The 22,699-nt window shown below is 57.5% G+C and carries 27 protein-coding genes; 5 read left to right on the plus strand and 22 right to left on the minus strand.

Annotated elements, in window-relative coordinates; all coding sequences use genetic code 11:
* Positions 1-93, minus strand: a 93-nt coding sequence (locus tag FHT87_RS25140; protein WP_018010120.1) for a GTP-binding protein, incomplete at its 3' end; no start/stop codon positions are given.
* Positions 94-630: 537 nt separating this feature from the next.
* Between FHT87_RS25140 and FHT87_RS25145 the strand changes: the two genes are divergently transcribed.
* The 4 genes from FHT87_RS25145 (at position 631) to FHT87_RS25160 (ending at position 2,061) form a co-directional block, all read left to right on the plus strand.
* Positions 631-837, plus strand: a complete 207-nt coding sequence (locus tag FHT87_RS25145; RefSeq protein WP_183805431.1) for a hypothetical protein — start codon at positions 631-633, stop codon at positions 835-837.
* Positions 830-1,165 carry a hypothetical protein gene (locus FHT87_RS25150; protein WP_183805433.1) on the plus strand — a complete coding sequence of 112 codons (336 nt, stop codon included), beginning with the start codon at positions 830-832 and terminating at the stop codon, positions 1,163-1,165. The genes FHT87_RS25145 and FHT87_RS25150 overlap by 8 nt, the downstream gene beginning before the upstream one ends.
* 253 nt (positions 1,166-1,418) lie before the next feature.
* Complete coding sequence (locus FHT87_RS25155; RefSeq protein ID WP_183805435.1) at positions 1,419-1,661, plus strand: hypothetical protein; 243 nt, start codon at positions 1,419-1,421, stop codon at positions 1,659-1,661.
* A 106-nt stretch (positions 1,662-1,767) separates the two neighbouring features.
* Positions 1,768-2,061, plus strand: coding sequence for a hypothetical protein (locus FHT87_RS25160; protein WP_183805437.1), 294 nt, complete (start codon positions 1,768-1,770; stop codon positions 2,059-2,061).
* A gap of 33 nt (positions 2,062-2,094) precedes the next feature.
* On the opposite strand, the gene FHT87_RS25165 is transcribed toward FHT87_RS25160, so the two are convergent.
* The 8 genes from FHT87_RS25165 to FHT87_RS25200 all read right to left on the minus strand — a co-directional run bounded on the left by FHT87_RS25165 (position 2,095) and on the right by FHT87_RS25200 (position 6,379).
* A complete protein-coding gene (locus FHT87_RS25165; RefSeq protein WP_183805439.1) occupies positions 2,095-2,349 on the minus strand; it encodes a hypothetical protein in 255 nt (84 codons plus the stop codon).
* Between the two features lie 63 nt (positions 2,350-2,412).
* The gene (locus FHT87_RS25170; RefSeq protein ID WP_183805441.1) at positions 2,413-2,745 is read right to left on the minus strand and encodes a hypothetical protein; all 333 of its coding nucleotides are present in this window, start codon (positions 2,743-2,745) and stop codon (positions 2,413-2,415) included.
* Positions 2,746-2,825: 80 nt separating this feature from the next.
* Entirely contained in the window at positions 2,826-4,004 is a 1,179-nt protein-coding gene (locus tag FHT87_RS25175) for an SGNH/GDSL hydrolase family protein (RefSeq protein ID WP_183805443.1), read from the minus strand.
* A gap of 12 nt (positions 4,005-4,016) precedes the next feature.
* A complete protein-coding gene (locus tag FHT87_RS25180; RefSeq protein WP_183805445.1) occupies positions 4,017-4,340 on the minus strand; it encodes a hypothetical protein in 324 nt (107 codons plus the stop codon).
* 291 nt (positions 4,341-4,631) lie between these two features.
* Positions 4,632-4,997, minus strand: a complete 366-nt coding sequence (locus FHT87_RS25185; RefSeq protein ID WP_183805447.1) for a hypothetical protein — start codon at positions 4,995-4,997, stop codon at positions 4,632-4,634.
* Entirely contained in the window at positions 4,997-5,596 is a 600-nt protein-coding gene (locus FHT87_RS25190; protein WP_183805449.1) for a glycoside hydrolase, read from the minus strand. The genes FHT87_RS25185 and FHT87_RS25190 overlap by 1 nt, the downstream gene beginning before the upstream one ends.
* A 211-nt stretch (positions 5,597-5,807) precedes the next feature.
* Positions 5,808-5,963 (minus strand): hypothetical protein, encoded by a 156-nt coding sequence (locus tag FHT87_RS25195; RefSeq protein WP_183805451.1) that lies wholly within the window; start codon positions 5,961-5,963, stop codon positions 5,808-5,810.
* Positions 5,960-6,379, minus strand: coding sequence for a hypothetical protein (locus FHT87_RS25200; RefSeq protein WP_183805453.1), 420 nt, complete (start codon positions 6,377-6,379; stop codon positions 5,960-5,962). The genes FHT87_RS25195 and FHT87_RS25200 overlap by 4 nt, the downstream gene beginning before the upstream one ends.
* Positions 6,380-6,411: 32 nt before the next feature.
* Between FHT87_RS25200 and FHT87_RS25205 the strand changes: the two genes are divergently transcribed.
* Entirely contained in the window at positions 6,412-7,362 is a 951-nt protein-coding gene (locus FHT87_RS25205) for a class I SAM-dependent methyltransferase (protein ID WP_183805455.1), read from the plus strand.
* Here the strand turns inward: FHT87_RS25205 and FHT87_RS25210 are convergent.
* The 13 genes from FHT87_RS25210 to FHT87_RS25270 all read right to left on the minus strand — a co-directional run bounded on the left by FHT87_RS25210 (position 7,355) and on the right by FHT87_RS25270 (position 22,683).
* Positions 7,355-8,173, minus strand: coding sequence for a hypothetical protein (locus tag FHT87_RS25210; RefSeq protein ID WP_183805457.1), 819 nt, complete (start codon positions 8,171-8,173; stop codon positions 7,355-7,357). The genes FHT87_RS25205 and FHT87_RS25210 overlap by 8 nt on opposite strands.
* A complete protein-coding gene (locus FHT87_RS25215; RefSeq protein WP_183805459.1) occupies positions 8,173-9,987 on the minus strand; it encodes a hypothetical protein in 1,815 nt (604 codons plus the stop codon). The genes FHT87_RS25210 and FHT87_RS25215 overlap by 1 nt, the downstream gene beginning before the upstream one ends.
* Entirely contained in the window at positions 9,974-10,396 is a 423-nt protein-coding gene (locus FHT87_RS25220; RefSeq protein WP_183805461.1) for a hypothetical protein, read from the minus strand. Before FHT87_RS25220 ends, FHT87_RS25215 begins: the two co-directional genes overlap by 14 nt.
* The gene (locus tag FHT87_RS25225; protein WP_183805463.1) at positions 10,396-11,292 is read right to left on the minus strand and encodes a hypothetical protein; all 897 of its coding nucleotides are present in this window, start codon (positions 11,290-11,292) and stop codon (positions 10,396-10,398) included. Before FHT87_RS25225 ends, FHT87_RS25220 begins: the two co-directional genes overlap by 1 nt.
* A 73-nt stretch (positions 11,293-11,365) precedes the next feature.
* The gene (locus FHT87_RS25230) at positions 11,366-11,950 is read right to left on the minus strand and encodes a hypothetical protein (RefSeq protein ID WP_183805465.1); all 585 of its coding nucleotides are present in this window, start codon (positions 11,948-11,950) and stop codon (positions 11,366-11,368) included.
* A gap of 81 nt (positions 11,951-12,031) precedes the next feature.
* Positions 12,032-14,722: a hypothetical protein gene (locus FHT87_RS25235; RefSeq protein ID WP_183805467.1), complete on the minus strand. Its 2,691-nt coding sequence runs from the start codon at positions 14,720-14,722 to the stop codon at positions 12,032-12,034.
* Positions 14,723-14,976: 254 nt separating this feature from the next.
* A complete protein-coding gene (locus FHT87_RS25240; protein ID WP_183805468.1) occupies positions 14,977-18,633 on the minus strand; it encodes a tail fiber domain-containing protein in 3,657 nt (1,218 codons plus the stop codon).
* Between the two features lie 9 nt (positions 18,634-18,642).
* Entirely contained in the window at positions 18,643-19,116 is a 474-nt protein-coding gene (locus tag FHT87_RS25245) for a GNAT family N-acetyltransferase (protein WP_183805469.1), read from the minus strand.
* 9 nt (positions 19,117-19,125) lie between these two features.
* The gene (locus FHT87_RS25250; RefSeq protein ID WP_183805470.1) at positions 19,126-19,539 is read right to left on the minus strand and encodes a hypothetical protein; all 414 of its coding nucleotides are present in this window, start codon (positions 19,537-19,539) and stop codon (positions 19,126-19,128) included.
* Positions 19,540-19,586: 47 nt separating this feature from the next.
* Entirely contained in the window at positions 19,587-19,799 is a 213-nt protein-coding gene (locus FHT87_RS25255) for a hypothetical protein (RefSeq protein ID WP_183805471.1), read from the minus strand.
* 2 nt (positions 19,800-19,801) lie between these two features.
* Entirely contained in the window at positions 19,802-21,832 is a 2,031-nt protein-coding gene (locus tag FHT87_RS25260) for a hypothetical protein (protein WP_183805472.1), read from the minus strand.
* Between the two features lie 3 nt (positions 21,833-21,835).
* Positions 21,836-22,534, minus strand: coding sequence for a hypothetical protein (locus FHT87_RS25265; protein WP_183805473.1), 699 nt, complete (start codon positions 22,532-22,534; stop codon positions 21,836-21,838).
* Positions 22,531-22,683, minus strand: coding sequence for a hypothetical protein (locus tag FHT87_RS25270; protein WP_183805475.1), 153 nt, complete (start codon positions 22,681-22,683; stop codon positions 22,531-22,533). The genes FHT87_RS25265 and FHT87_RS25270 overlap by 4 nt, the downstream gene beginning before the upstream one ends.
* Between the last annotated feature and the right edge of the window lie 16 nt (positions 22,684-22,699).

Consider the following 22,699-nt stretch of genomic DNA (forward strand, 5'->3'; position numbering starts at 1 on the left):
CGCTGCCGTCAGAGACGTCTTGCCGTGGTCAACGTGGCCGATCGTGCCAATGTTGACGTGCGGCTTGTTGCGCTCAAACTTACTCTTTGCCATTTGAATGCTTCCTGTGGACGTAAAATGGGTGACCCCGGCGAACCGGTTTAGTGCCGCCGTTTAAGGCTTTCGGCGAAATTGCGCAAGACTTAATTACAGACGCCATTCTTGGCGTGTGGCCGGATATGGGAGATAATTTGCAACCCACAAGACGATTCGCCTGCCGCCTCCCCAAAATCCCTGAAATTTCAGACAAAAATCGAAAGAAGGGCGGGCTCGCGTCTTCACCGACCCTGGTCGTGACTGCAAATTCCGCAATCGTCGCGCAAGCATCATATGGTGTCGGCAATGCAGAACCTTCCGGCCCAGACGCAAAGCACTACGACAGGTCTTCTATGAAGGGGAACAGATGGAGCGGGTAGCGGGAATCGAACCCGCGTATTCAGCTTGGAAGGCTTTCAGATTATCTAGGCTTTATAATATAGGCGTGTCACTCTGTTTCTGTGTCGTTCATCTCGGAACATGACGGCGAGACACATTTTGTTCTCGTCATTTCAGAAATCACTTATGATGGAAACGAGCACAAGGACAACGCCAATGACTGATACAATCGGCAGATTGCGAGAAGCACGGCGCACCTCGGAAGTTCTGGATTTGCTGGAAGAGGCTATCGACAAGATCGAAGGTCTGGAGGCTGATCTAGATAGCGCCGTGGAAGTCGCTTACAAGCGTGGCGCTACGGAATGGGTGCGGCTGAACTATCCAGCGAAGTACGCAAAGCTCAAGGAGCGCAATAATGACTGATATAGCCCTGACGAAAGAGCAAATGCGCGATTTGCGCGCCATACACGGAAATCCAGGTTGCTATAGCCGGTGCAAAGAAGACGGCGAACTGATGACACTCGCCAATTTAAGCCTGATACGATGGATCGAAACCGGCGGCTATGAGATAACCAGGAACGGCATTGCCGCCCTAAACGAACCAAAGAAGGCGCGGCTTGAGCGTGTCGAAGCAGCGCTCCGTGACAATATCCAAGCAGCACTCCCGAAAGGCGTCATAGTGGATTACCGGTATGCGGCTTTGGCCGCAATTGCCGCGGCCGAATCTTTCGAGAAAGAGCTCGCCCAATGACAGACATGGTAACGCGAGTTGCGAGAGCGATCGGGAAGGTTGCCGATCCGCACACGCCATGGAATGAATGCGGAAGCGGGTTCAAGGAGATTTGTGCGGAATTTGCGCGGGCAGCTATCGAAGCCCTCCGCGAGCCTACCGAAGAAATGCTTGAGCCTTTTGACGACCTGTATCAGGCTGAGTCTGTATGGGAACTCATGATAAATGGCGCCCTTCGTGAACCGAACGGGGAAGATGAGAGGAGTGGGGAATAATGGAAGTCAAATATGGCGGTGGCACAACGAAATATGGGCCAGGTGTGTCAATAGAATTGACCGGAGATGAGGTCGCTACTGCGATCGACGCCTACCTTGTCGCGCATGGTGTTTTCGTCTCTGGGCCTCGAACGATAACGGCCAATGGTGATTTATGCGAAGATGGGCAGGTATATGTCGATCCAGGCGGTTTCGTGATTTATAACGGAAATAAATTTTCTGGCAGAGGTCCGGGTTATTGATGTTCACCCGCCTGAAATGGACGATCTACACCGCCATCGTCTTTACCGGGTTCATCGGTGTGCTGGCTTGGGAAGGGGTGAAATGGGTATGGGAGGGGATAGTGGGATGATAGACGATTTTTCACCGGACGCAGCGGAATTTCGATGCCTTGTGCCATTCCCCGATCAATCAGAGAACTTTGTCTTGGGATTCGAGGCCGGGATGATTTGGCAAAGAATGGTGAGCGGAGAGACAACCATTGGCGGTTTAGACGAAATAGCTACGCATGCTGGGAACATTGCTGTTTTCCAGCGCATGGCTGATGCTCAAGGTTATGATTTAATGACTGATGATGCTGGCGATGGATGGATAATCGCGACGTTTACCAAGCGTAAAAATCGATTTCGGTTGGTTAAATGACGGAATCATGAAGTTTCTGCTTGGCTAAACGCCCTATCCAGCAGACTTCTTGACCCGCAACGAGCGATAAAAATTAATCACGCCGTCCTTTGCAGTAACGGCTTTAATATCGATCCAATCCGGCAGTTCACCGATTTCATGAAGCTCCGTAAGAGCATGAGCTAGATTAGCCTTAATGGCCGACGCCATAGCCTTCTTCTCTTCGGCGGATTTAATCTGCTGTTCCAAGGCCGCGAGTTCTCTTTCCGCTGCTGCCTTCTGCTTTTTCAGTTCGTCCAGTTTTGCCATTGGTGTACCCCCGATTGGTTGATGGTCGGGCGCATGTGATGGCGGAAGCTAGGGATTGTCAACTTATTTGCCGAGCGCGGTAAAGAAAGCCTTCACCTGATCCCCAAATGTCGCGACTAACCCACCCCCTGTAATAGCCGCCCCTACCGCTACACCGGCAAGCCATCCCCTACCCTGCTTGCGCATGGTATCGATGATCTCCGCGGCTTCCTCTCCCTTTGCGATTCTCGGTTCAAGGCTTTCAATCGTTCCCTTGAGTTCGGTAATGACCTGGGTCAGGGCGTGGATGGATTCCGACCGTTCTTTTCCGTCTTCGAGCAAGCGCTTTACATCAGATTTGAGAGAACCGATGTCACCGGACAGTTCGAACAGTTTGACTTCAGCTTCGGTCATCATGGGCTTTCGGGGGGATGGGAGAGGAGGAAAAACCGCCGCTAGTGGGCGACGGTGGGTGTCAGACGATGGGGCGGCGAGGATCAGGCAGTTAACATCGGCTGCGCATTGAAATTGGCCATTTTGTTATAGCCCTGCGCTGTTGGGTGAATACCATCGACATTGATATCGCCGTTTGCGGAAGCGGTAGCGTAATCGCCAAGGCCTGCCGGTGGTGCGAGTTGAAGATCAACGAGTGGAGTATTGAGCGTTACAGCCAAACCTTGAATATAGCCACGGAAGGCCGCCTGGTTGGCTGTTGCGCTGCGCGGGTTCGGCACATTAAGGACCACGTCTCCGCTCAATCTGGCGGTATTGACAAGAGTCGTTACGTTTGCCTCGAACGTCGCCTGCGGTGTGGTCGGGTAATCGTTGATGCCGATATTCAGGATCATCAGATCCGGCTGCATGAACTGGATCATGTTCAGCGTGCGATAATTCGCTGTCGTCACCACCAAATCCGTAGATTTCGCCGATGCCCAACCGCAGTTATAGATGAGGAATTCCTTGTTCTGGCTGTCGTAGACCTCGACAGAGCTGACATAGATGTTCGTTCCAGAATTGCGCAGGATTTCAACGGACGTGTGCGCCCCACGAGGAACCGTGATCGTAGCTCTTTGAGGTGTCCCGGTTACGCCGCCGCCGGCCGTGGGGGAGAAACTGCCAACAGCAACCGCACCGCCATCGATGAAAACAGAGCAGTTCCCAGCGGCGATGTTGATGTAGACGATCTCGATCGTATCCCACGTGCCTGAGAACGTCTTCACCCACCGATCTACTGTGGTGCTTCCGGCGCGGATCAAGCCGGCGCCGATAGATGATGCAGTCTGAATAGCCCACCCCACACCAGAACCGAAAGAATTTCGTGTGTCGTATGCGGTATAAGCAGACAGCGAAGCGCTGTTCCCATCACCCATAGAGCATGATCGAGCAGGAAGCCCATGGCTGGTCAGATAAGCTGCTAGATCAGCAGGGTAAGAAAGAGGAAAGGCACCATCAAGCGTACCGTTGGTCAGGGCGCCAAAACCTGCCGTGGTAGAGTCTCCTATGTTTAAGGCGCGGCCGAACCGGGTTCCAGCCAATACCGCAGCGCGAGCAGCCTTGTACTTCGCCATATTGTTGACCCCACCGCCCCGAGCAAGGGCGAATCCCTGCGGTCCAAGAGAAGAAATCGCGGTATTAGGGCCGCGCAGCGATGTAAGTTTGGTATCGATACCGACCATGCGCGTCTTCCCTTAAGCGGCGGAGGCGTTGACCTTGAAGCCTTCTTTGGCCGCGATATCGCGAAGCTCGTTGGCGGCTAGGTGCGCTCGTGCATTGTTTGCATTGGTTGAGACCGCCACTGTCGAGTCTGGCGCGATGCCGGCGGCGACATACACTTCAGCCGCAGTAGGAGCGCTGATGCGGAAGATCAGATTGCCATTGAACGGACCAACTGGGGCCGCTTGCGTGGTAGTTCCGGGGACAGCAATCGTCTCCGACCAGATGACCGAAAAGAGGGTCGAATTGCCGTAAACGATAGACGTACCGCATTCGACATGGACGCCGGTAAGGGCCATGGTGGTATTCTCCTGTTGATGTTTGGGTTAGTTGGTGGTTAGTGAGTCGTTTCAGTCTTGGACAAGGCCGCCCCGTATTTCTTCCTGACGGAGTCGTAAAAAGCCCCACACAGCCCCGTACGCGCGTTTTGTGCTCTGGCCGCTGTCACCCACCGGACATAGATGCCAAACCACTCAGCGCCTTCCATTAAGCCGATTATGGGCATTTTCTCGCGACACTTTTCCGGAAGTTCAGGAAGCGCGACCGGAGCCTGCGCGATAGCCGCCTTAATTGCCGCACCCTGTCTCCGCTCATTGAGCGTTGAGCACCCTGTTAATGCGCTCAATGTCATCGCGAGTAACAACCGACCCGCCACGGTTCTCCGAGATGGCTTTCTCATCTGCGGCTTGCCTCTTTTGGAAATCGATATCGAGTTGTTCAGCGGCCTTGTCGGCCTGTTCCCGGATCTGTTGTCCGAGGTAGAGGTCATGCTGGAGCTTCTTCACGATGGCGTCGGAAGCGTCCTTTTCCGATTGGAGGACATAGCCCTTGAGAATCGCTTTATTGTGCTGATGCAGCCAGAGACGGAACGCGCCAACGATAGCCAGAACAAGCAGGATGGAGCCGACAATCCGGAATACCCATTTGCCAAGAGGCGTAGCGAGGAAAGCGGGCATCAGAGGCCGCTCATGCACATCTCGCCATCCCCAATTCGGGAGGCGTCGCCCATACCGCGGCGCTTGACCAGGCCGTCATATGTCCTGCCGCCCGACTTGATGTAGAGGGTGGCATAGCCGCAACTCGCCTTGTAGTCAGGCGTTTTCTTCAGCTTAACAGCCGTCTTGACGACTTGGATTGCTGTTGAATTGCACGTTGCGCCGGGGCCAATGTTCCACGACAGATCAAGCATCGCGCCGCGCCATCCAAGCGGGTGATTATCCCAATCTGGAACGCACGCAACGAGCTTCGGGCGGTAATCGCGCTCCATCTTGACGGCAACACGCTTGTCGCAACCTTCATTAGTTTCGACTTGGCCCGGTTTTACATCTGTTGTATCGCCATCGCAGATCGTCCAGCGATCCGGATTCGGAAGCGTGTCGAGATAGGCGACAAGTCGGCGCCCCTCCCAAGGGCCGGTCAGGTACTTGATGGCAAGCGCGGTATCGTCATGGACTTTGTAGCCGGACGGCAGCGTAGCCCACCCGCCAACCGCCATTGCGACGATGGAGGCAATAGCTGCGGAAGCGCGCTTGCTGGGCACGAGCTTAATCGGCATTGTCGTCTCCCTTGAGAGTGGGTTGGTGGATGACGTAGGCGAGCGGAGAGACCGCCAGGATGGCGATAGAGGCCCACTTCGGAATCCAGTCATCGATGTACGGAAGGAAGTACGGAGCGATACTCAGAAGCCCGGAACAGTAGACGCACCACATCGAGTAGGAGCGCGCTAAGCGCCTACGCTTGTTCTTCACAAAGATCATGGGATCTGCCTATTTCCAACGCGATGCGCTAACGATATTCAACGCAATCTCCACCACTTCAGCGTGGGTGAGGTCGCAGAGCTTTTCGCCGCGGAACATGAGTTCGTAGAGGGTCTTGGTGCCGTTCTTGGAGACACGGACATATGCAGGGGGGAGATCGCTCATGCGACGAATGCCCTCCTCGTTATCGGCTTCAGATGGATATGACGGCGGCTGTGCTCGCCCTCCCTGGTTTTCACCCATCGGGCAATCTCCCGCCCATCGGCACCGATGAACGCCGAAACACCCTTGATCCGATGCCCGTCAGGCGGCTTGAACGTCGGCCCCTTCTCTGGCTTCTGCTCCACTGTTGTCCCGCGAGGTCCGGTCTGGATTCGGGTGACTTCGAAACCCGGCATGATGTCGGATTCGGATGCAGGAGAAAGAAACCCCCTCCTTGCGGCAACCTTCAGTTGGCTTTGTATCGTTGTCCTTGGCCGGTCGAGAGCCAATGCTGTCTGTACTTTGTTCATCCCGGTCGAAAGATAGACGGATACAAGTTCCGCCAACTCCTCATCAGAGAGCGGGGATGCAAAGGACATGGGTCCACTTTCATTATTGCCGGGGAATTGTATTGACCCTCATCCAAGGGCGCGTGGGTTGCATCCTGGCTGCAGACTGCGTATGGAATGCAGAAACAACCGTGGGGGATGGTTCTTTGATAAATTCACTCAAGCGTGCCGTGCAGAAATCGATCAGTAACATCGGGATTGAAGTTCGGCGCCTGGAAGATCCGTATCGGCTTCATGTCTATGAAAAGCTGTTCGACAAGCAGACGCTTGCCCGTCGGCCGTTTTACAACATCGGCGCGGCAAACTTTAAGCACCCGTACTGGACGAGCGTCGATTACGATTCAGATTGGTACGGGCGAAACCGCGATATCGTGCATTACGACCTTATGGCGATAGAGCCTCTTCCGATCGGTGACGGACAGGCCCATATCATCTACACATCGCACACGATCGAGCATGTAACCGATAAGGCCGTGGCAAATCTATTCCGGGAAGCCTACCGCGTTCTTGCACCTGGCGGGGTCTGCCGCGTCACTACCGGCCCCGATGCTGAAACCGACTATCGCGCCCTCATGGCTGGCGATGACGATTGGTTCTACTGGGATCAATGGTACGACAAGCCGGAAGCATACTCGTCATTCCTACGGGCTCCGGCGACCAGTGCCCCTCTCGAAGAGAGATGGCTGCACCATGTCGCTTCACAGCTAGCTCCTAATCAGGTGGAAGACCACAAGAAGATCACGGCTGCTGAGGTGCGTGCGCTGTTTGCCGAGAAAGGCTTCGAAGGCACGCTCGACTATCTTGCCAGCCTCGTCTCCTTCAATCCTCAGAAGCCAGGCAACCACGTCTCCTGGTGGACGCATGGCAAGGTTGAACGATTCCTGAGAGACGCCGGCTTCACGACTGTTTACCGATCAGGATATAGACAGTCCGTTTCTCCACTTATGCGGCAATCAAACCTGTTCGATTCGACGCATCCACAAATGTCTATCTACGTGGAGGCGATCAAATGACGCCGAGCGCTTGGAGCGCCGCCTTGATGCCGGCGCACTGGATATCGTCGCCGGCGCGGCTCAGATGCATTCCGTCGATGTGGTTGGCGGCGGCAAGATTCCCGGTGCTGTCCACCAGTTGCTCCTTCAGCCCGACGAACTGGACTTGCGCGGGGCTGGTTGTCCACACATTCCGAACCTTCTGGTTTGCCATGTCAATCTTGGCATTCATGCCGGAATAATTGGCGCTGACATTGGCGCATAGAAGCGGCTCATCCACCGGCAGGATATCGCGGATCACCCATTTCCCGGTTGCTTGCGCGGCAAGCCCAGAATGCAGATAGGCCACGTTGTCGGTTATGACTGAAGCCGAATAAGGAGCGTACCCAGTGAAATTCGAAAGCTCATTTATGCCGGATGCAAACACGACAGTGCCGGCTCTATGGACCAAGCCGCCCCGAGCCATTCTATTGATGCAGCGTCGTAGGCTTTCGCCACCGACACCGAACGTCTGAACAAACTGGCTGATCTTCCCATCTACCATATCCTGAACAGTCGAGTCGCCCCATATGCCGATCGTGCCATCAGGGCAATGTGCCATGAGGCGATCGTAGTAACCAAGTTCAACCGATGTAGGCTGCGTATCATTGGAGTAAAGGCTAAGCGGGAACGCCGGATAGTTTGCCCCTGTCGGCCATGTACCTGCCAGGCAGTCTATTCCGGTCGGGATAGTTGGATCAGTCGGCACACCTACAGGGATAGCATCAACCGCATCTGCTATCGTCTGGAGAGACAGTGCCACGGCGCGAATGGAATCACCTATTGCCGTCATCAATTCCATCCATCAATTGGCGTTGAGAAGCGAAGAATTATCGGGTTTCCGGTTCCGAGCACTGATCCGGCAACCGGAGTAAGGCCGTCACGACCTGAAGCCGCAAAACTCAGATTTACGAGATTTGAGCCCCCAAGCCCCAAGACATAGATGCTTATTGCACCCGCCACCTGTATTGCCCCGACCCCGACAACCGGTCGGAAGCCGTTCCAGAAGGTATCGCAGACGACACTTCCGTTGACGCCATTGAACCCCATTGTCATATCAAACGTCGTCCCGGTGACCGTCCCCGTCGCAAATGCCACCTCTACTTCCAGGTTGGCCCCGACACGCCTAGATCGGCATTTGACATTCGTAGCCGTGCCTATCCCGTTGAATGTAGGCGTGTAGGATACCCACGGCGTCACAATGGGAGGAGGCGCAACGGCCCTTGTATAACTGACGCACCTCCATACGCCGGAACCTTCGAAAACGAAGACCGCCACATCGCCGGCAGCTGTTATGATATCTGCGCCCCCCGGCAGGATGATATTGGCGTTGTTCGTCAAGGTGGCGGCATCATCGAATGCCAGCGTGACCGGGCTCGGCGTGCCGCTGATGGCGGTGATTATCGCGGTCCCGGTGACATGGAAGAAGTTCCCACCATTGCCGAGCACCAGAGTAGCGGCCGATGCAATGGCTGTCCCCTCGCTCCATGCTTGGGCCGCTGTGAATGTGTTTACCGCAGATGTGGTGATCGCTCCGATATTTGCCGCTGCCGCTGCCGGGTTTGCCACATCGGAGAGATTGTTGGCTGCAGCGAGGCGCGAGGTATCGGATGGATGAACGTGATCAGCCCTCGCAAATCGCGTGGACACGCCAACAGCCCCCGTCCCGTCCATGACCGGCGTTGTGGACGAGGCCTGCGCGAGAACAAAGGCCGTTGAAGCAGCCTGCGTCGTATTCGTCCCTACGGAGGCCGTCGGCACAGTCGGTATGCCGGTCAATGCCGGCGAAACGCTCAAAACAACGGACCCGGTTCCAGTTGATGTCGTCGTGCCGGTACCGCCCTGCGAAATGCTGAGTGCCGTCGTGAGCCCCGTCAGACTTGTGATATCGAAATTCACACCGGATGCCGCGGCGCCAATGTTTGTTCTCGCACTCGATGGATTAGAAACATCCGACAGGTTATTGTTTTTGTTGAGTGCGTTGACAATACGACTGTCGTCGCCAGCCGCGACTGTATTCACTCCAGTTCCGACCGGAAGGCGTGCATAGGCCACAGTTCCAGTCAATTGTCCGGCATCTATGCTCTTATTCGTCAGCGTCTGGGTGTCGGTCGTTCCAACAATCGCGCCAGCCGGAAGCGCCTTGCCGGAATCGGATAGTAGTTTTCCGGTCGTGTTGGAAAAGATCGGGATATCGCCGGCTACGGAAGACGCGGGGCCAACGACATCACCCTGATTCGTGATCACGACCTGAGATGCCGCAGTAACGCGCCCCGTTGCATCGATCGTCACACGGGAGACATGGGTTCCGTCACCATAAGTCCCGGCCACGACGCCATTTGTGGCAAGGCCTATGCTGATATCCGCGCCGGGGCCGCCATCACTCACGTTGATCTGGCCCGCAGCCCCTGCGAGGCGTCGTGAATTGGGAAGACCGACCGTGACCTGGGCAACAACATAGGGCTGCGTAACGCCGAGCGACGAAAGAGAATTGATCGACGTCTGCTGCGTCACATATCCAGGCCCGGTGTTCTTATCGATCGCGATAAGTTCCGTGCCGTCGAGAGAAGCGGCTGGCGGCAGTTCGTTGATTTCAATGTTCGCCATCGGCGGTCTCCGGCGCGAGAAGTTCGTCGGCGCGTGCGGGCGGCAGACATGAGGCGAGCATCCGCTGCAGTGTCGGCCACAGAGCATCATTGGATTGGAGGTACGGAGCGGACTTGTAGATTTCCTGCAGTCGGATCGGCATTCTATCCATGGCGGCGCGGACGATGGCCGCTTCCTCGTCCGTCATCCGCAACCACGGAGTCATCTTGGAGATGATGTAAAAATCCGGCGCGCCCGGTATGCCCGGTTCTGGATGTAGTGGCGCGTCCTTGATCTCTAGGCCGTTGCCGACTGAGACGGTCTTGCCTTCCTGCATCCCAGCGAGCGCAGCGCGATATTGCTCCGCCGAAATCGAAATGCCGCCATCGATCGGGTCTTCTGAGATAACGCCGTTAGCTGCATAGGGCATTACTTGATCCTCATATAATAAGGCACAGCTTCGTTTTTCACACGCGTCTCAATACCCACGCGGGGTGTTCCGTTCGTTCCATCACTGACTGGGCCTCCCGTTGCAGCAAGGGCTGCTACGGTTGACCCGCCAACCAAAGCCGACCCGCCAGGGCCGCTTGTGATAAACCCAACTTGGCCTGACGGAGGGGCGTGTGCGTGTCCTTGGAATGCATCCATCTGGAGAGTACCGATCGGAAGGTTCGGTCGGGGGCTGCGGCCTTCCGTGTTCCATAAATTGATCGTCTGGCCGTTCATTGGGCTACCGGCTAACGAGACGACCGCCGTCGCAATCACCAGAGGCGCCGACCCGCTCACAGTTTCGCTCGTCAGAACGCCCGTATTGTAGGCATCCGCCGCGGTGAGCTTGACATAGCGATAGCCTTTGGTTGTCGGCGGTTCCGTGGCGCCTTTATGGGTCATGATCGGGAACGGGACACCGATTGGCATAGCCCACCATGGGTCATTCGTTTCCTGAACCACGTCGGTGCCGTTAAGTACGAAGAACAGCGCATCTCCTTGAGAAATGGCCACTGTCGCGCCACCGACTGCCGAAGTCTTCAGCGTGACGGTGAAGGCCCCTGTCGTTCCGTTGCGGACAAAGTAGGTTCGACCAATCTGCGGGAAGATGACGTTGACATTAGCGGACAGGGTACCGCTCAGGTCGATGAAATTGTTCTGCGACTGGGTGGTGGTGAGGGTGACATCGGCGCCAGCGAGCGGCAACGACAGGACACGCCCCATCGCGTTGTCCACGATGGAGAAGACGTTATTGTTTAAATTGTCTCCCCACGTCCCATTATCCTCGCCCGTCACCTGCAATTCCAGGTGAAGGTTTGGGCTGAATGTAGATGCCACTGGCCGGCCCTTTCATGAAAAAGGCGCCTCTTTCGGGGCGCCTGTAGGTCGTATAAAAATGGTATAGAGATGGTCAGCCAAGCCAAGCCCATCTCTTGCCGCTCTGGACGCGACTGATAACTGACTGGTCAACGCCAAATCGTTGTGCGATTTCCGCTTGCTTGGCTTTGCCGCACAAGGATCGAATCGTCTCCACGGCAGCCTCAGTTAACTTTGCATTTCCATGTTTGGTGCCGCGAGCACGCGTCCCGTGGATTAGTTGATCAGCCTTATTCTCTGTTGGTGTCTTCCAAGACAGGTGACGTTTAGTGGCGCACCCGAGATGACCTTTGCCGCATGAGTGAGCGGCTTCATGCGTTATAGATGGCGCCGGACCGCAGATTTTTTCACAGACAAAGCGGCTGACTAAAGCCGACTTTCCATCGATTCTAACCAATCCATAACCGGTCGATACGCGACCGAAGGGCCAAATGAGGCATTCGTCGCCATTATACGAAAGAACGACATCATAAAGATACTTCTCTGGATCTCCAGGTGTGGTTTTACTGATATGCGGGTCACCGTATTTTCTCAGGCGTTGCCAATGCTTATTGCATAACCCGCGACCGTAATGTGGCTTGCCGCAATCAGGAATCGAGCATAAACGAGATTTAGCCATTCTTCGAACCTCCTATGTTCGGGCTTGGTTAGAGCGCGTCGTGGGATTGCCGTCCCCGGCGCGTTCGCATTTGTATTACATCTACTGGCGGTTGTCACCGCTCTGCTTCTGGCTCTGCGCCGCCGAGAATGCCGACAGGTTCCGAAGCCTCGCCGCTAGCGTCAGCGCCGATCCTGTATCGGGCCGTTTCGGAGCCTTCATCAGGAGGGCTTTCGCCAGATCAGGATTCAGCATCGCGTCTCGAATGAGATCCTCAATGTTGCGGATACCTGCCTCGCGCATAGAACCGAGAACATGGCTACCGACAACGCCAGCAGCCAAGCCCACCGGTCCAGTCGTCAGGAAGCCGGCACCACCGCCAACGATATGCGTGACGATCTTCGACAGAAGCGATTCCTTCATGCTGTGCGCAGCAATGGCCGCCGTGTCCTGGGCGGTGTTCGAGCCGCCAGGTAGTTTCGAGCTTGCGATCGACCGGTTGGCCCGTTTCAAATCCTGGGCGATGGCCCGCATCGTGTTCAATTCTTCATCGCTGAAGACCTGGCGCAGTGCGGTGAAGTTCTTGCCGAGGAAGGTCTGGAACTGGTCGGACTTGATGAGATTCCGGCCCGATGTGCCGGCTTCTGTATTGGAGATCAGCCGGTTTTCCATATGCTCGACGATAGCTTTCCGAAGGCCGGCCATTGCATCGGGATCAGCCGCCGCAGCCTTGGCAAGCGCCTTCATCTGGGCCACGGCGTCGCTGCGGTTGAAGATGGCGCCAATGGTCTTGACGACATCGGAGGGATCATCGACCTTGAGCAACTTTCCGGCGGCGGACTTCTGGTAGGAATCAAGCGCGGCTTTTCGGTCGGCTGCGGTCTGGGCAAGATGCTCTCCAGCCTTCGCTGCAGTCTCGAACTTCGCCATAGTACCGGGCGCTGCTTCCTCAAGAGCATGGAGAGCAGGACCATGAGCCTTCTTCCATGCATCGAGAGCCTTAGGCGTGATGACGCCGTTCTCTGCCTTGTCCCGGAGGGATTGTGCCGCCATGTTGCGGATCGCATCGACGGACTCGGCGCTGTTGCCAGCGGCCTTCAGGGTAGAGCGAACCGTGTCCGCACCGGCATTCCCGGCCTTCCAGATGGAAGACGTGACGCCAGCAGAGGGCATCGTGTAGGGTTGCGTGTTGCCGGGACGCTGTAGGATTTGCGAGACAGGCTTTGCGCCATAGGTCTGCTTGCGCTCGGCGGTGGCAGCAGTGGCAGTCTTCAGGCGGCCGGCGGCTTCTTCGTCGAGGAACGGTTGTCCAGACAGATCCTCGCCGCCCGCATCATGACCAGGTCGGCTTCTTGCTTGGCTTTCTGTTCCAGATGGGCGAGAAAAGGAAGCTTGTCCGCTTCCGGCATTCCTTCCATCCCCTGTTCCAGAAGCCTCCAAGGCTCTTTCATCGTACCACTTTTGCCTCTCAGCAGCGATACGCGCCATCATCGCGTCTTCTGGCTGCAACGCCCCTGTAACCACGGCCTGCTGCTCTTGCGCGGCCTTCTGGGCGATGCTGTCAGATATAGCGTCCTCAATCGCTCCGCGCAATTGGGTGAGCCGTGCATAAGCTGGCTGATTTGCCTGTAATGGTGAACGCACATCCCGCATGGCCTGCGAAACCGCGCTGCGCAGGTTGATCAGCCGCTGAAATGGCAGCGTTTGCCCGTATCCCTCGATCACGCTGGCAATGTTCTTCTCGATCGGAGCAAGACCGAGTTCGCCTTCCGGCCCAAGATCGCGATAGATGCGGCTTGCGGCCTGCTTGATGGGAGAGGCCACCGTTACGAGATTGCCTTCGGGGTCTACGGCCTTCCACAGCGACCGTTCCTGATTGCGGACATCATCTAGGCGGTTCTGGATGGCAGTTCGTGCCTGCTCCCCAAGGGTTGCCGCATCTCCGCCGCCAAGACCAGAGGCCGCATTCTTGGCCTGCGTCTCTGCGGCCTCGTGAAGGGCCTGTGTCGATTTGTCGAGATCATCCAACTGGCTGCGGAAGAAACTGCTGACCGCCTCCGGATGGCCGGCTGCCTGTATGTCGGAAAGCGCATCAAGGCGTGCGGCGTTCTGTTCGCCTCGGATCTGCTGGAACGTCTCCGGGTTCTTGGCCGCGACGGCGCGCTCCAGCGTTCCGAGACCAGGATCGCCGGTCAACTGGAACGTGGTTGGCTCGGACCCTGCAACGAGATTGCGCGGCTGCTTGTCGATGGAGGCAATCACGTCTTCAGGATTGGACGCAGCATCCCGCAGCGCCTGCCCCGCTAGGCGTTCCCGGCCGCCTTCGGTAAGAGGCGCGACATAATCCCTTGCCCCCCTCGCCGCAGATTTAACCACCCCTGGAACTGCCGTGACGGCCTCACCCGTCAACCCGCCGACCAGACCGCCCACGAGCGATGCCAGCGGCTTGTATTTCTCGGGAACGACTTCAGCCGCTGTCTGCGATCCAGCACCGGACAGGCCACCGACAACAGCCCCGCGTGCGATATTGGCAGCCGTGCCAGCCTTACCGAAGAGGCCGCCAGGAACGGCCATGGTGACCGCGCCCTCGCCCGTCATGCGCGCGACACGCTCTTGCGGATTCTTGGGCTCCGGCAACTGGTCGACATGCGAAAGGCGTCGGATATCATCACCAGTCGTCGGGATATACGGTTCCGGCTTCGGCTCTTCGCCATCGATCAGACCCAGCGTGCGGCCCAGAGCATGGAACGTGTTTTCCCCCGTCACCGGGTTGGAAAACGTCAGCGTGTCCATGGTGCCCTTTTCGAGCAGATCGGAAATGCCTCCGATGGCGTTCGGGATACCGCTGAGGAGTCCGAGACCGGCCTGTTTCGCCAGACTTCCTGCGGTTGGCCGCGTGACGTGGGGCTGGTCTACAGAATGGCCCGTATTCCCCTCTGGTTGCCCCATAGGACGCAAGGACGAGATATCCAGCCCATGAGACCCGCCAGAGGGAGACGCAGCGCTGTGGCCTCCCAGAGGCGTCAGAGAGGATGTATCCAAATCCATCACTTCACCATCAGCTGGCCATTGACGTTGAACATCGTGCCCTTCGGCGCATTATCGATGTCGGCTTGAGATGTCGGAACCACCGCAAGGCTAAGGAGCGCTGCGTTGGCATATTTTTCCGGCGGATTGACTTTATTGAAATAATCATCCGCCCCAAGGATGGAGCCGCCGCTCTTGGCCGTCCAGTCCTGAAGGAACCGGTAGTAATCGAGCTTGCGCTGGTTGGCAGCCTCGATGCCAGCAATGATGCGCTGCGCACCTTCCTTGGAATTGTAGCCGCCGGGAACGGCAGACACGGCCTGATCCACAACCGAGGCCGCTTCGTTGGAGCCCAGCGTCTTGCTGAGATCGAAACCGAGACGGGTGGACAGCTTGTTCAGGTCTTCGCCAGCGGCAACGGCCGTCGCATCGATCGGTGGCTCAATGCCTAGCCCCTGAAACGCCGTGTTGATGGTCTTCGCCCACTGAACACGGCGCTGGAACCCAGTTCCCGGTGTCGTCCATGCGGAATTGTCGATGGTCGCCAGATCGTGCTTCATCTCCTCGAGCTGCGTCTGCGCGCTGGCGGCACCTTGGTATTCGGCGCGAGCCTGCTTCAGACCATCGATCGCTTCCTGCTTTGCGATGTCCTGCCCTGCTGGCGAGAACAGGCGCCCATCCATCGGGACCGTCTGCGGCGCACGGGTGACAAACTCCTGCGGCCCTGCAACGGGCTGCGTGGGCGCCGCGGTCACCGGAGCCTGTTGTGGCACGCGATTGCCCTTGGTGGGCTCCTGTGGGGCATTCTGAGGCTGCTGGTTGCCGGATGCCACTGATGCACCGATAGCCTCATTGCTGGTCGCTTCCGGCGGCAACCCGTTCTTCTGGATATCTCCCCAGGTGGTGAGCTTCGGCGGCGCGTTCGGGTCCGTCATGTCGCGGATGATGATACCGGCCGGCGTGATCGTCTGCTGATAGCGCTTGGTCTGGTTCTCCAGTTCCAGATTGGCGGTATTGGCGGTGGTCTGCGCTATATCGGCAGCATTCTTCTGGGCTTCAAGAGCAAGCTGGCGCCCTGCGATATCGACACGCTGGCCTTCCAGCCCGAGCTGCCCCCTGCGGGTGGCGATTTCGGATTCGGCCTGCGCCTTCTCGCGGTTGATCTTCTGGGCTTCGCGCCAGGATTCAACGCCCTTGAGGCCACCCGTCCCGACATTGGTTGCGAAGTTCGGGCTGGTTCCCGCCATCATCCCGAGACCAGCCGATAGAAGCGCCATGCGCTGGTCATTGGACAGGTGGAAGCCCTTACCGCTGAACAGATCGCCAAGGCTCGTAGAACCCTCTTCATTGGAGGCCGGAGGAATCACACCAGAGGCATCAGCGAATGTCCTTGTGGGCACCGTGGAGCCTGTCGCGCTGGTATCGACGCTCGAATCACTGGGGGCGCCGTTGAACTTGTTCGTCCAGAGTCCGGCAAACTGGCCAGCGGTCATGCCGGCCTTACCACCGTTTTGAACCACCGCAGCGCGACCAACGATGTCGGTTGCCGGCGCATCGGGATGCGTGAGAAGGTTCAACGCTCCGGATGCGCCCTGCTGGTGGGCGAGATAGAGCTCGCCAGCAGACGGATCTCGACCAAGTCCATTCTTGAGGAAGCGATAGTTATCCTGCGCCAGACGCGCTGCGGCATTGGCGGATGCCATCGGGTCGAACGGGTTCTTGAGCCCATACTGCCCCGCCGTCGCATTGGTGAACTGGAACATGCCGCGCGACACGCCATTATTGGCGTTCGGGTTATAGGTGCTCTCCAGATAGGCCGTGCGATTGAGATACCCCTCCGGCAGACCAAACTCGGAATTGATCTTGTTGAGTGGTGCGGTCCACTTGTTGCCCTTCGCGGGTTCGGGGGCGGCAGCATTGTCATTCTGCGGCACGACACCGGCAACCGGATAGCTCTTCTTTGCCACTTCAACGGGTGGGGGAAGCGCAGGAGCTGCTTCCGGTGCCCCGGCGGCTGCGGTCGGTGCGAACGCATTCCAATCTGCAGGAGCGGTCTGAGCTGGCGGCAGAATGCCTTCGTTCAACTGCTGCCCGACAAGGCCCTTCTGTAGATCCTTCGGGGTCGTGGCGACGGGTTCCGAGGCAAAGCGGCTCGGATCGAAAGCAACTGGCGCAGGCGCGGCGTTTCCTGCATCGAATGCAGCGATGCCCGGAGGGACAGGATCGGGAGCGACCAGATAGGGATCTACATAGCCTCCGGGAGCATAGCCGCGCACAGCCCCGCCGTCTGCGAAGCCAAAGAGATGCCCAAGCGTCGAGAAAACACCACCGTTCGCTTCAGGTGCCGGCACTGGCGGCGTGGGAGCGGCGGCAGGCGCTGCGCCGAGGCCAGCGATAATCCCGTTGGGATATTTCTCCTGAATGCTAGACGAAGCAGCCTTGATGCCCTGCTGCAGCATCTGGTCGCCCTGGTCCGGCTGATGCGATCCGCCCGAAGGTGCCTGCGGCAATGTGGATCGACCCGGCGAAATGCCGGCCGTTGCTACCTGCGGCACATATCCCATGCCGCCGTTGTCATTGGCACCGGGAGGATTGTTGTTGTTGGCCGCCATGATGCCGGATGGGCTGGTATAGGGGATGATGCCGCCCTGTGCGAAGTGACCGCGCTCGGCTGCTTTGTCCGTTGCAGTCTTGTACTCGACGGTCTTGTAGCCATGGCTTTCACCAACGGCATCCGGGTTCCGCTTCTCGACTTCCTGCGCCATGAGGCCGATCCGTTCTGTCGGATCATCCTTGTACCGGAAGCGATAGATGTTCTGCCCATCAAAGGTTTTGCCGATCGGGACAACGCCTTCTTTGAGTCGGCGGTCGGAGAACAGCGATGCAAGCGACAGGACGCCACCAAGCACGGCACTCCCGGTGTTACCACTTGGCTGCGTGGTGGTGGTTGTCCCGCCCATTCCCGACCCAAGGCCAGAAACGATATTGGCAAGCCATGAAGTCGTTTCAAAGGGATACGCGAGTTTGTTCTGATACTGCTGATAGTTCCACTGCTGCTGCTGCGTACCCGCACCGACCTGTGCCGCAGCCTGAGCAAGGTTCGTCTGCATGGCAGTCGACCCGAGATTGGCATAACCCGCTGCTGCGTTCTGAGCGGCTGCCTTGTCGGATTGTGCAGCCCCAAGCGCGGTATTGTAGCCCTGATTATAGAGACCGGCGATCGTCTGCTGGTTGGCGAGGTTCTGCTGACGGGCAAGTTCGGCCTGCGCCACGCCGACACGGTTGCCACCAAGCGCACCCATCGCCGCGGCATTACCGAGCACGCCCTGCTGCTGTTCGGCATTCTGCTCCGCCATATTCGCCATCGTGGATTTGACCACGTTGTCGAGATACGGGCTCATATACTGGTCGACCGTGGAATAGGTCGGCGCCGTGGACGAGTTCAGGGCAGCGTTGGCGCTGTCGAAATAGCCGTTTGAGGCGCCATTGAGGCCGGCGATGGTGTTGAAGCCGGTAAGCTGGTTCTGCTCAAACCCGGAGCCCCCGACGCCGCCCGTATATGCCTGATACGGTGTCTGCGAAATGGGCGTCGCCTGAGCAATAAGGGCGTTATACGCCTTTTCGATCGACGGCGGGAGCTTTGTCTCTGTCGTCGTCTTGGAGCTTTTGCCGCCCATTGCCTATCCTTACTTATCCCATGCCGAGGGGCCGACGAGATGCCGGTTCCAGACGAAAAAGGCACCCGCCTTCTCCAATTGCTTCTCGTAAAGCCGGACCTTGGCCTCGGTCCTGTGATTACTGACGATGCCCACCATGAGAGGCAGCTTCATCTGCTCGGAAATATCCTTGGCCCAGCCGAGAAGCTTCTTGGCGTAATCGGAGCGCCGATGGTCGGGATGGACGAAGTTCCACGCCTCGTTCAGATACCAGGCGTCACTGTAATAGGGCTGCTCGATACCGAGATAGATGCTCGCCACCGGATCGCCGATATCACCTATGACACCGATCAACGCCCCCTCCTTTCGGAAATAGCGCTGCATGTACTCGCGAACCCGCTTTTCGGAGAGCGGGAACAAGCCATTCTCGTCATGCAGGAGCGAGATCATCGAAATGATCTTGTCCTCGTCTTGCGGCACTGCGTACCGGACGGTTTCAGACATACAGGTTTCTCACTTATGGGGACCGGGTAGGGACTTAAGGGTCTTGATAGTCTTCTTGCGGACGTGACGGACGAAGGAGTCGAGAACCTTGTGCCCCTTCTTGATGTCGCCACCGCCAAGCTTTGCGACGACTTCGGGCGGAACGACAAACTCGCCACCCGCGGCCATGATCGGCACGGCACCGCCATCCTTGCGATTGATTGCGGGCGGGGCAGACCCACCCGGAAGACTGAACATGTTTTCGAGAACCTTATGGCCGTTCTCGGAATTTCCCTCCCCGAGGCCGGAAACAACGTCTGCCGGGATGACGAAGCTTTCAGCGGGGACATCAATTGCGAGGTGATCGGTGCGCCCTGCCACATGCGAGCGTAAAGCCCCCACAGAGGGCGCAGGACGCGTGTAAGGCGTTGCGGCTAGTCTCATGGCTGCGCCGATAGAATCGCCGTCAGCGCCGCTCTGTGCCGGTTTATTCATGAGTAGTATGGAACCTTAGCCGATGTGCCGTCAGGCAACGTTACGACGATGAAACCGACCGGGTTTGGCGGCAGAGTTGCCGCTCCGCCTGTTGCAGATGTCGCCGTGCCGCCCGTTTGAGGAAAGATGGCAGTGATTGCCAGCCGCAGGTCGTTCATCGCCCGCACGCCAAGCTGCAGCGTTGAGAGAATGCCGTCGCTATATGCCATGATTATCGTTTCCCATCAGGGGCACCCCTGTACCGAAGTCCACCCATGCGCCACCAGCCGCCCAATCCCGTTCCCTCGATCCTCATTCCGACCTCTCTGGCCCGAATGCGCGGGTTGCGGAAATTGGTCGTCGAGATCACCTGATACGGACCTTTCGACTTTTCCGAAGAGCCGGGGTAGTCGGTGAATTTCAGAGTGACGTTGAGGGCTGCGTTCGGCGCAGCGTTGTATTTTCCGTAGGTGAAATCCGGGATCATCCAATCGATGAACGTCAGTTCCTCGCCTTGGGAAATCTGCGCATAGCCGGTCTCGAAATATTCGCCCATCGGAGCGCCGTCTGCATCATTGGCGACCTCATGCTGGTAGATGAAGCCATCGGACGTTGCGCCGATCGGTTGACCAAGCACGGATTGATCGATCCACGCCGTGCGCTGAAGACGCCCGCAATCCCAGCAATTGAGCAAAAAATTGAACTTTATGTACGAGTCCACTTCCCCCGTGCCGCCAGACTTTGACGGGAAGTACCACGCCACCTCGCCAAAGCCATTATTGGAGGCAACATGAATCTTGTCGGCGTTATCGGTATCGAGATCCTGAAACACGAAATCCCAAACCGAACAGACGATCGGCTGCACCCCGGCGCCAGCATATTGGAAGAACTGGTTGTTCCCCATCCAGTAGACGGTCGAGTTGATGACGCAGGCCGAATGCCTGGATATCAGCCCGCATTCCTCCGCCAGCTTGTTAAATCCAAACACCAGCGGTGGCTGGATATACTGCATCGCCCAGACATCGACATCGGTCCAGATGAAGCCGAACTGCGGCCCTTGCAGCCCTCCGACGATCTTGGAACCGGTCGGAATGCGATAGCCACCGGCTTGCGTCAGGGCCGAGACGGTCCAGTTGGTAAAGTCGCCACTATCGGACCAGTTGATCTGCAGCGGGTCTTGAACGCCATCGATCGAGGACGCCCATGCCACCAGGATCTGCGAGGGCTCGGAAACGAAGATGCCACCGTTCACCCTTGGAGCATTCACGACCTTGGACGCGACCGGAAAGCCGCTATCGGCAGACCATGAATAGATCGCTCCATTCGCCGGACAGGCAAGGAGAATATTGCCCCAGTTATCGAGGCTCCAGTTCGTCGCGGTGATCGGCGTGCCGCTGCTCGGGGACGGTGCGACACCTAGACCGTAGGCACCTGCCCCATAGGGACCGATACCGTATCCCGCCAATGGGTACGTCGGGGATAGCGTGACATAATAGATGATATTGACCTGGCCGCCATTCATCGATGCCGTGGCGCCCGATGTCGCAAGCGACGAGGCATTGATCGTAAAATTGTTGGCATCGACGACAGACCGGACGAGATAGGAGCCGGAAAGCGTGATTCCGCCAACCGTTGTTGGTACCAGAACCGGGAATGTGGTTCCGACGATTTCCCCATGATCGGCAAGGTTGACAGTGACGGTGGCGGAATTGGCCGTGGTCGTGAATGACGGAACTGCGCCCCCGTTTGCCACAGTTGCAGTCGCAGCCGTTGCGGCCGTGATCTGGTACGAGGTCGAGGACAGCGTCAGGTCGATCTGGTATGCACCCTGCAACACAATCCCGCCGACCGATACCGGCGTTGTGATGAAGATCGAGTCCAGATTGGATGTCACGAAATTCGGGTCAACGATTGTGACCGTCGTGCTGCCTGATGTCGTCGAGAAATCCACCGCGGCATTGCTGACGAAGGTTCTCGGCGTGATGTTCTGCGCCGCATTCTGCGTGATGACGCTGAGAGACTGTTCCGCACCAACGGCAAGGTGTCTGCCCGAACTCGTGTCCTGCCAAGCGTGAAGCTCCCGGATAGCCGATCCGATCGAGGTGGCGTAATATTTCAGCCATCCGCCCAGCTTCTCCACCAGGATCATCTTGCCGGCCGCCTTGAAGCGGATGAGCTGCGACTGCTGGATGGTTGCGGCGTTCTGCGTGGCTGTCGCCTCCACATTCACGCCGGCATCAAGGGTAATCGTCTGGAGCGGCATGAGTTAGCCTCTCGAGGGCTGCGCAATGGGGGTTGGAGAAAACGAGGTCCAAGCATCCGACCACGACTTCTTGCGCAACTCTTCGATGTTCGCCGATGCCTTCAGGTTCTGGTATTGGGCCTCCCATGAAGACGACATTTGCGGGTCAGAGGACATAGCGCCGAAATTTCTCATCCAGCCCGAAACGAAGATCATGGAGGCGGCCAGAAACAGATCATAGAGATAGGTGGTCAGGAACGTGGTTGGGTTTGTTGCCGACAACGGGTTTGGCCGGATCGTACCGTAGCTTTCCACTCCGAATGCCGCGCTCGGGGATGGACCGACAATCGCCGTCCATTGATCGACCATGGCATACATGGATGGCGTTCCAGTGGCCGTAGGATCGCCCCACAGCGCGTAGACGACTTCCTTGGACACAGACACCAGCGGCGTGCGAGACGCCGTTGCTGGAGCTGCTCCGGCGGGAAGAAGATTGATGCCCTGAATGACGACAAATGTATTGGGCAACGTGATGTTCTGGTTGCCTGCGGTCATGACAACCGAGGTATCTCGCGTGATCGTGCTGATCAGGTCCAGTTCGCGGTAAATCCGCATCTCCGCGTAGTTGATGATGGCCGGAATGATCGTCGGAAAATCCCCGTCTGCGGGGTCCATGGCGATCATGTTTTCGAGCTGGGAGACGTATGTCGTATAGTCCGTCATGATCCGCTCGTGATTATGTTGTCGTCATCATTGGTGGAGATGCGATCACCGTCATTCGTGGTGATGAAGGTATTGTTGGCCGTGTTGTAATCCTGCGGGCGTGGGTCTTTGATCGGCATCGGATCAGGCGGCAGGATACGCGTCTTCAACTGCGGTTGCGGTACG

It is taken from the genome of Rhizobium sp. BK316 (assembly GCF_014193695.1).
Taxonomy (GTDB): domain Bacteria; phylum Pseudomonadota; class Alphaproteobacteria; order Rhizobiales; family Rhizobiaceae; genus Rhizobium.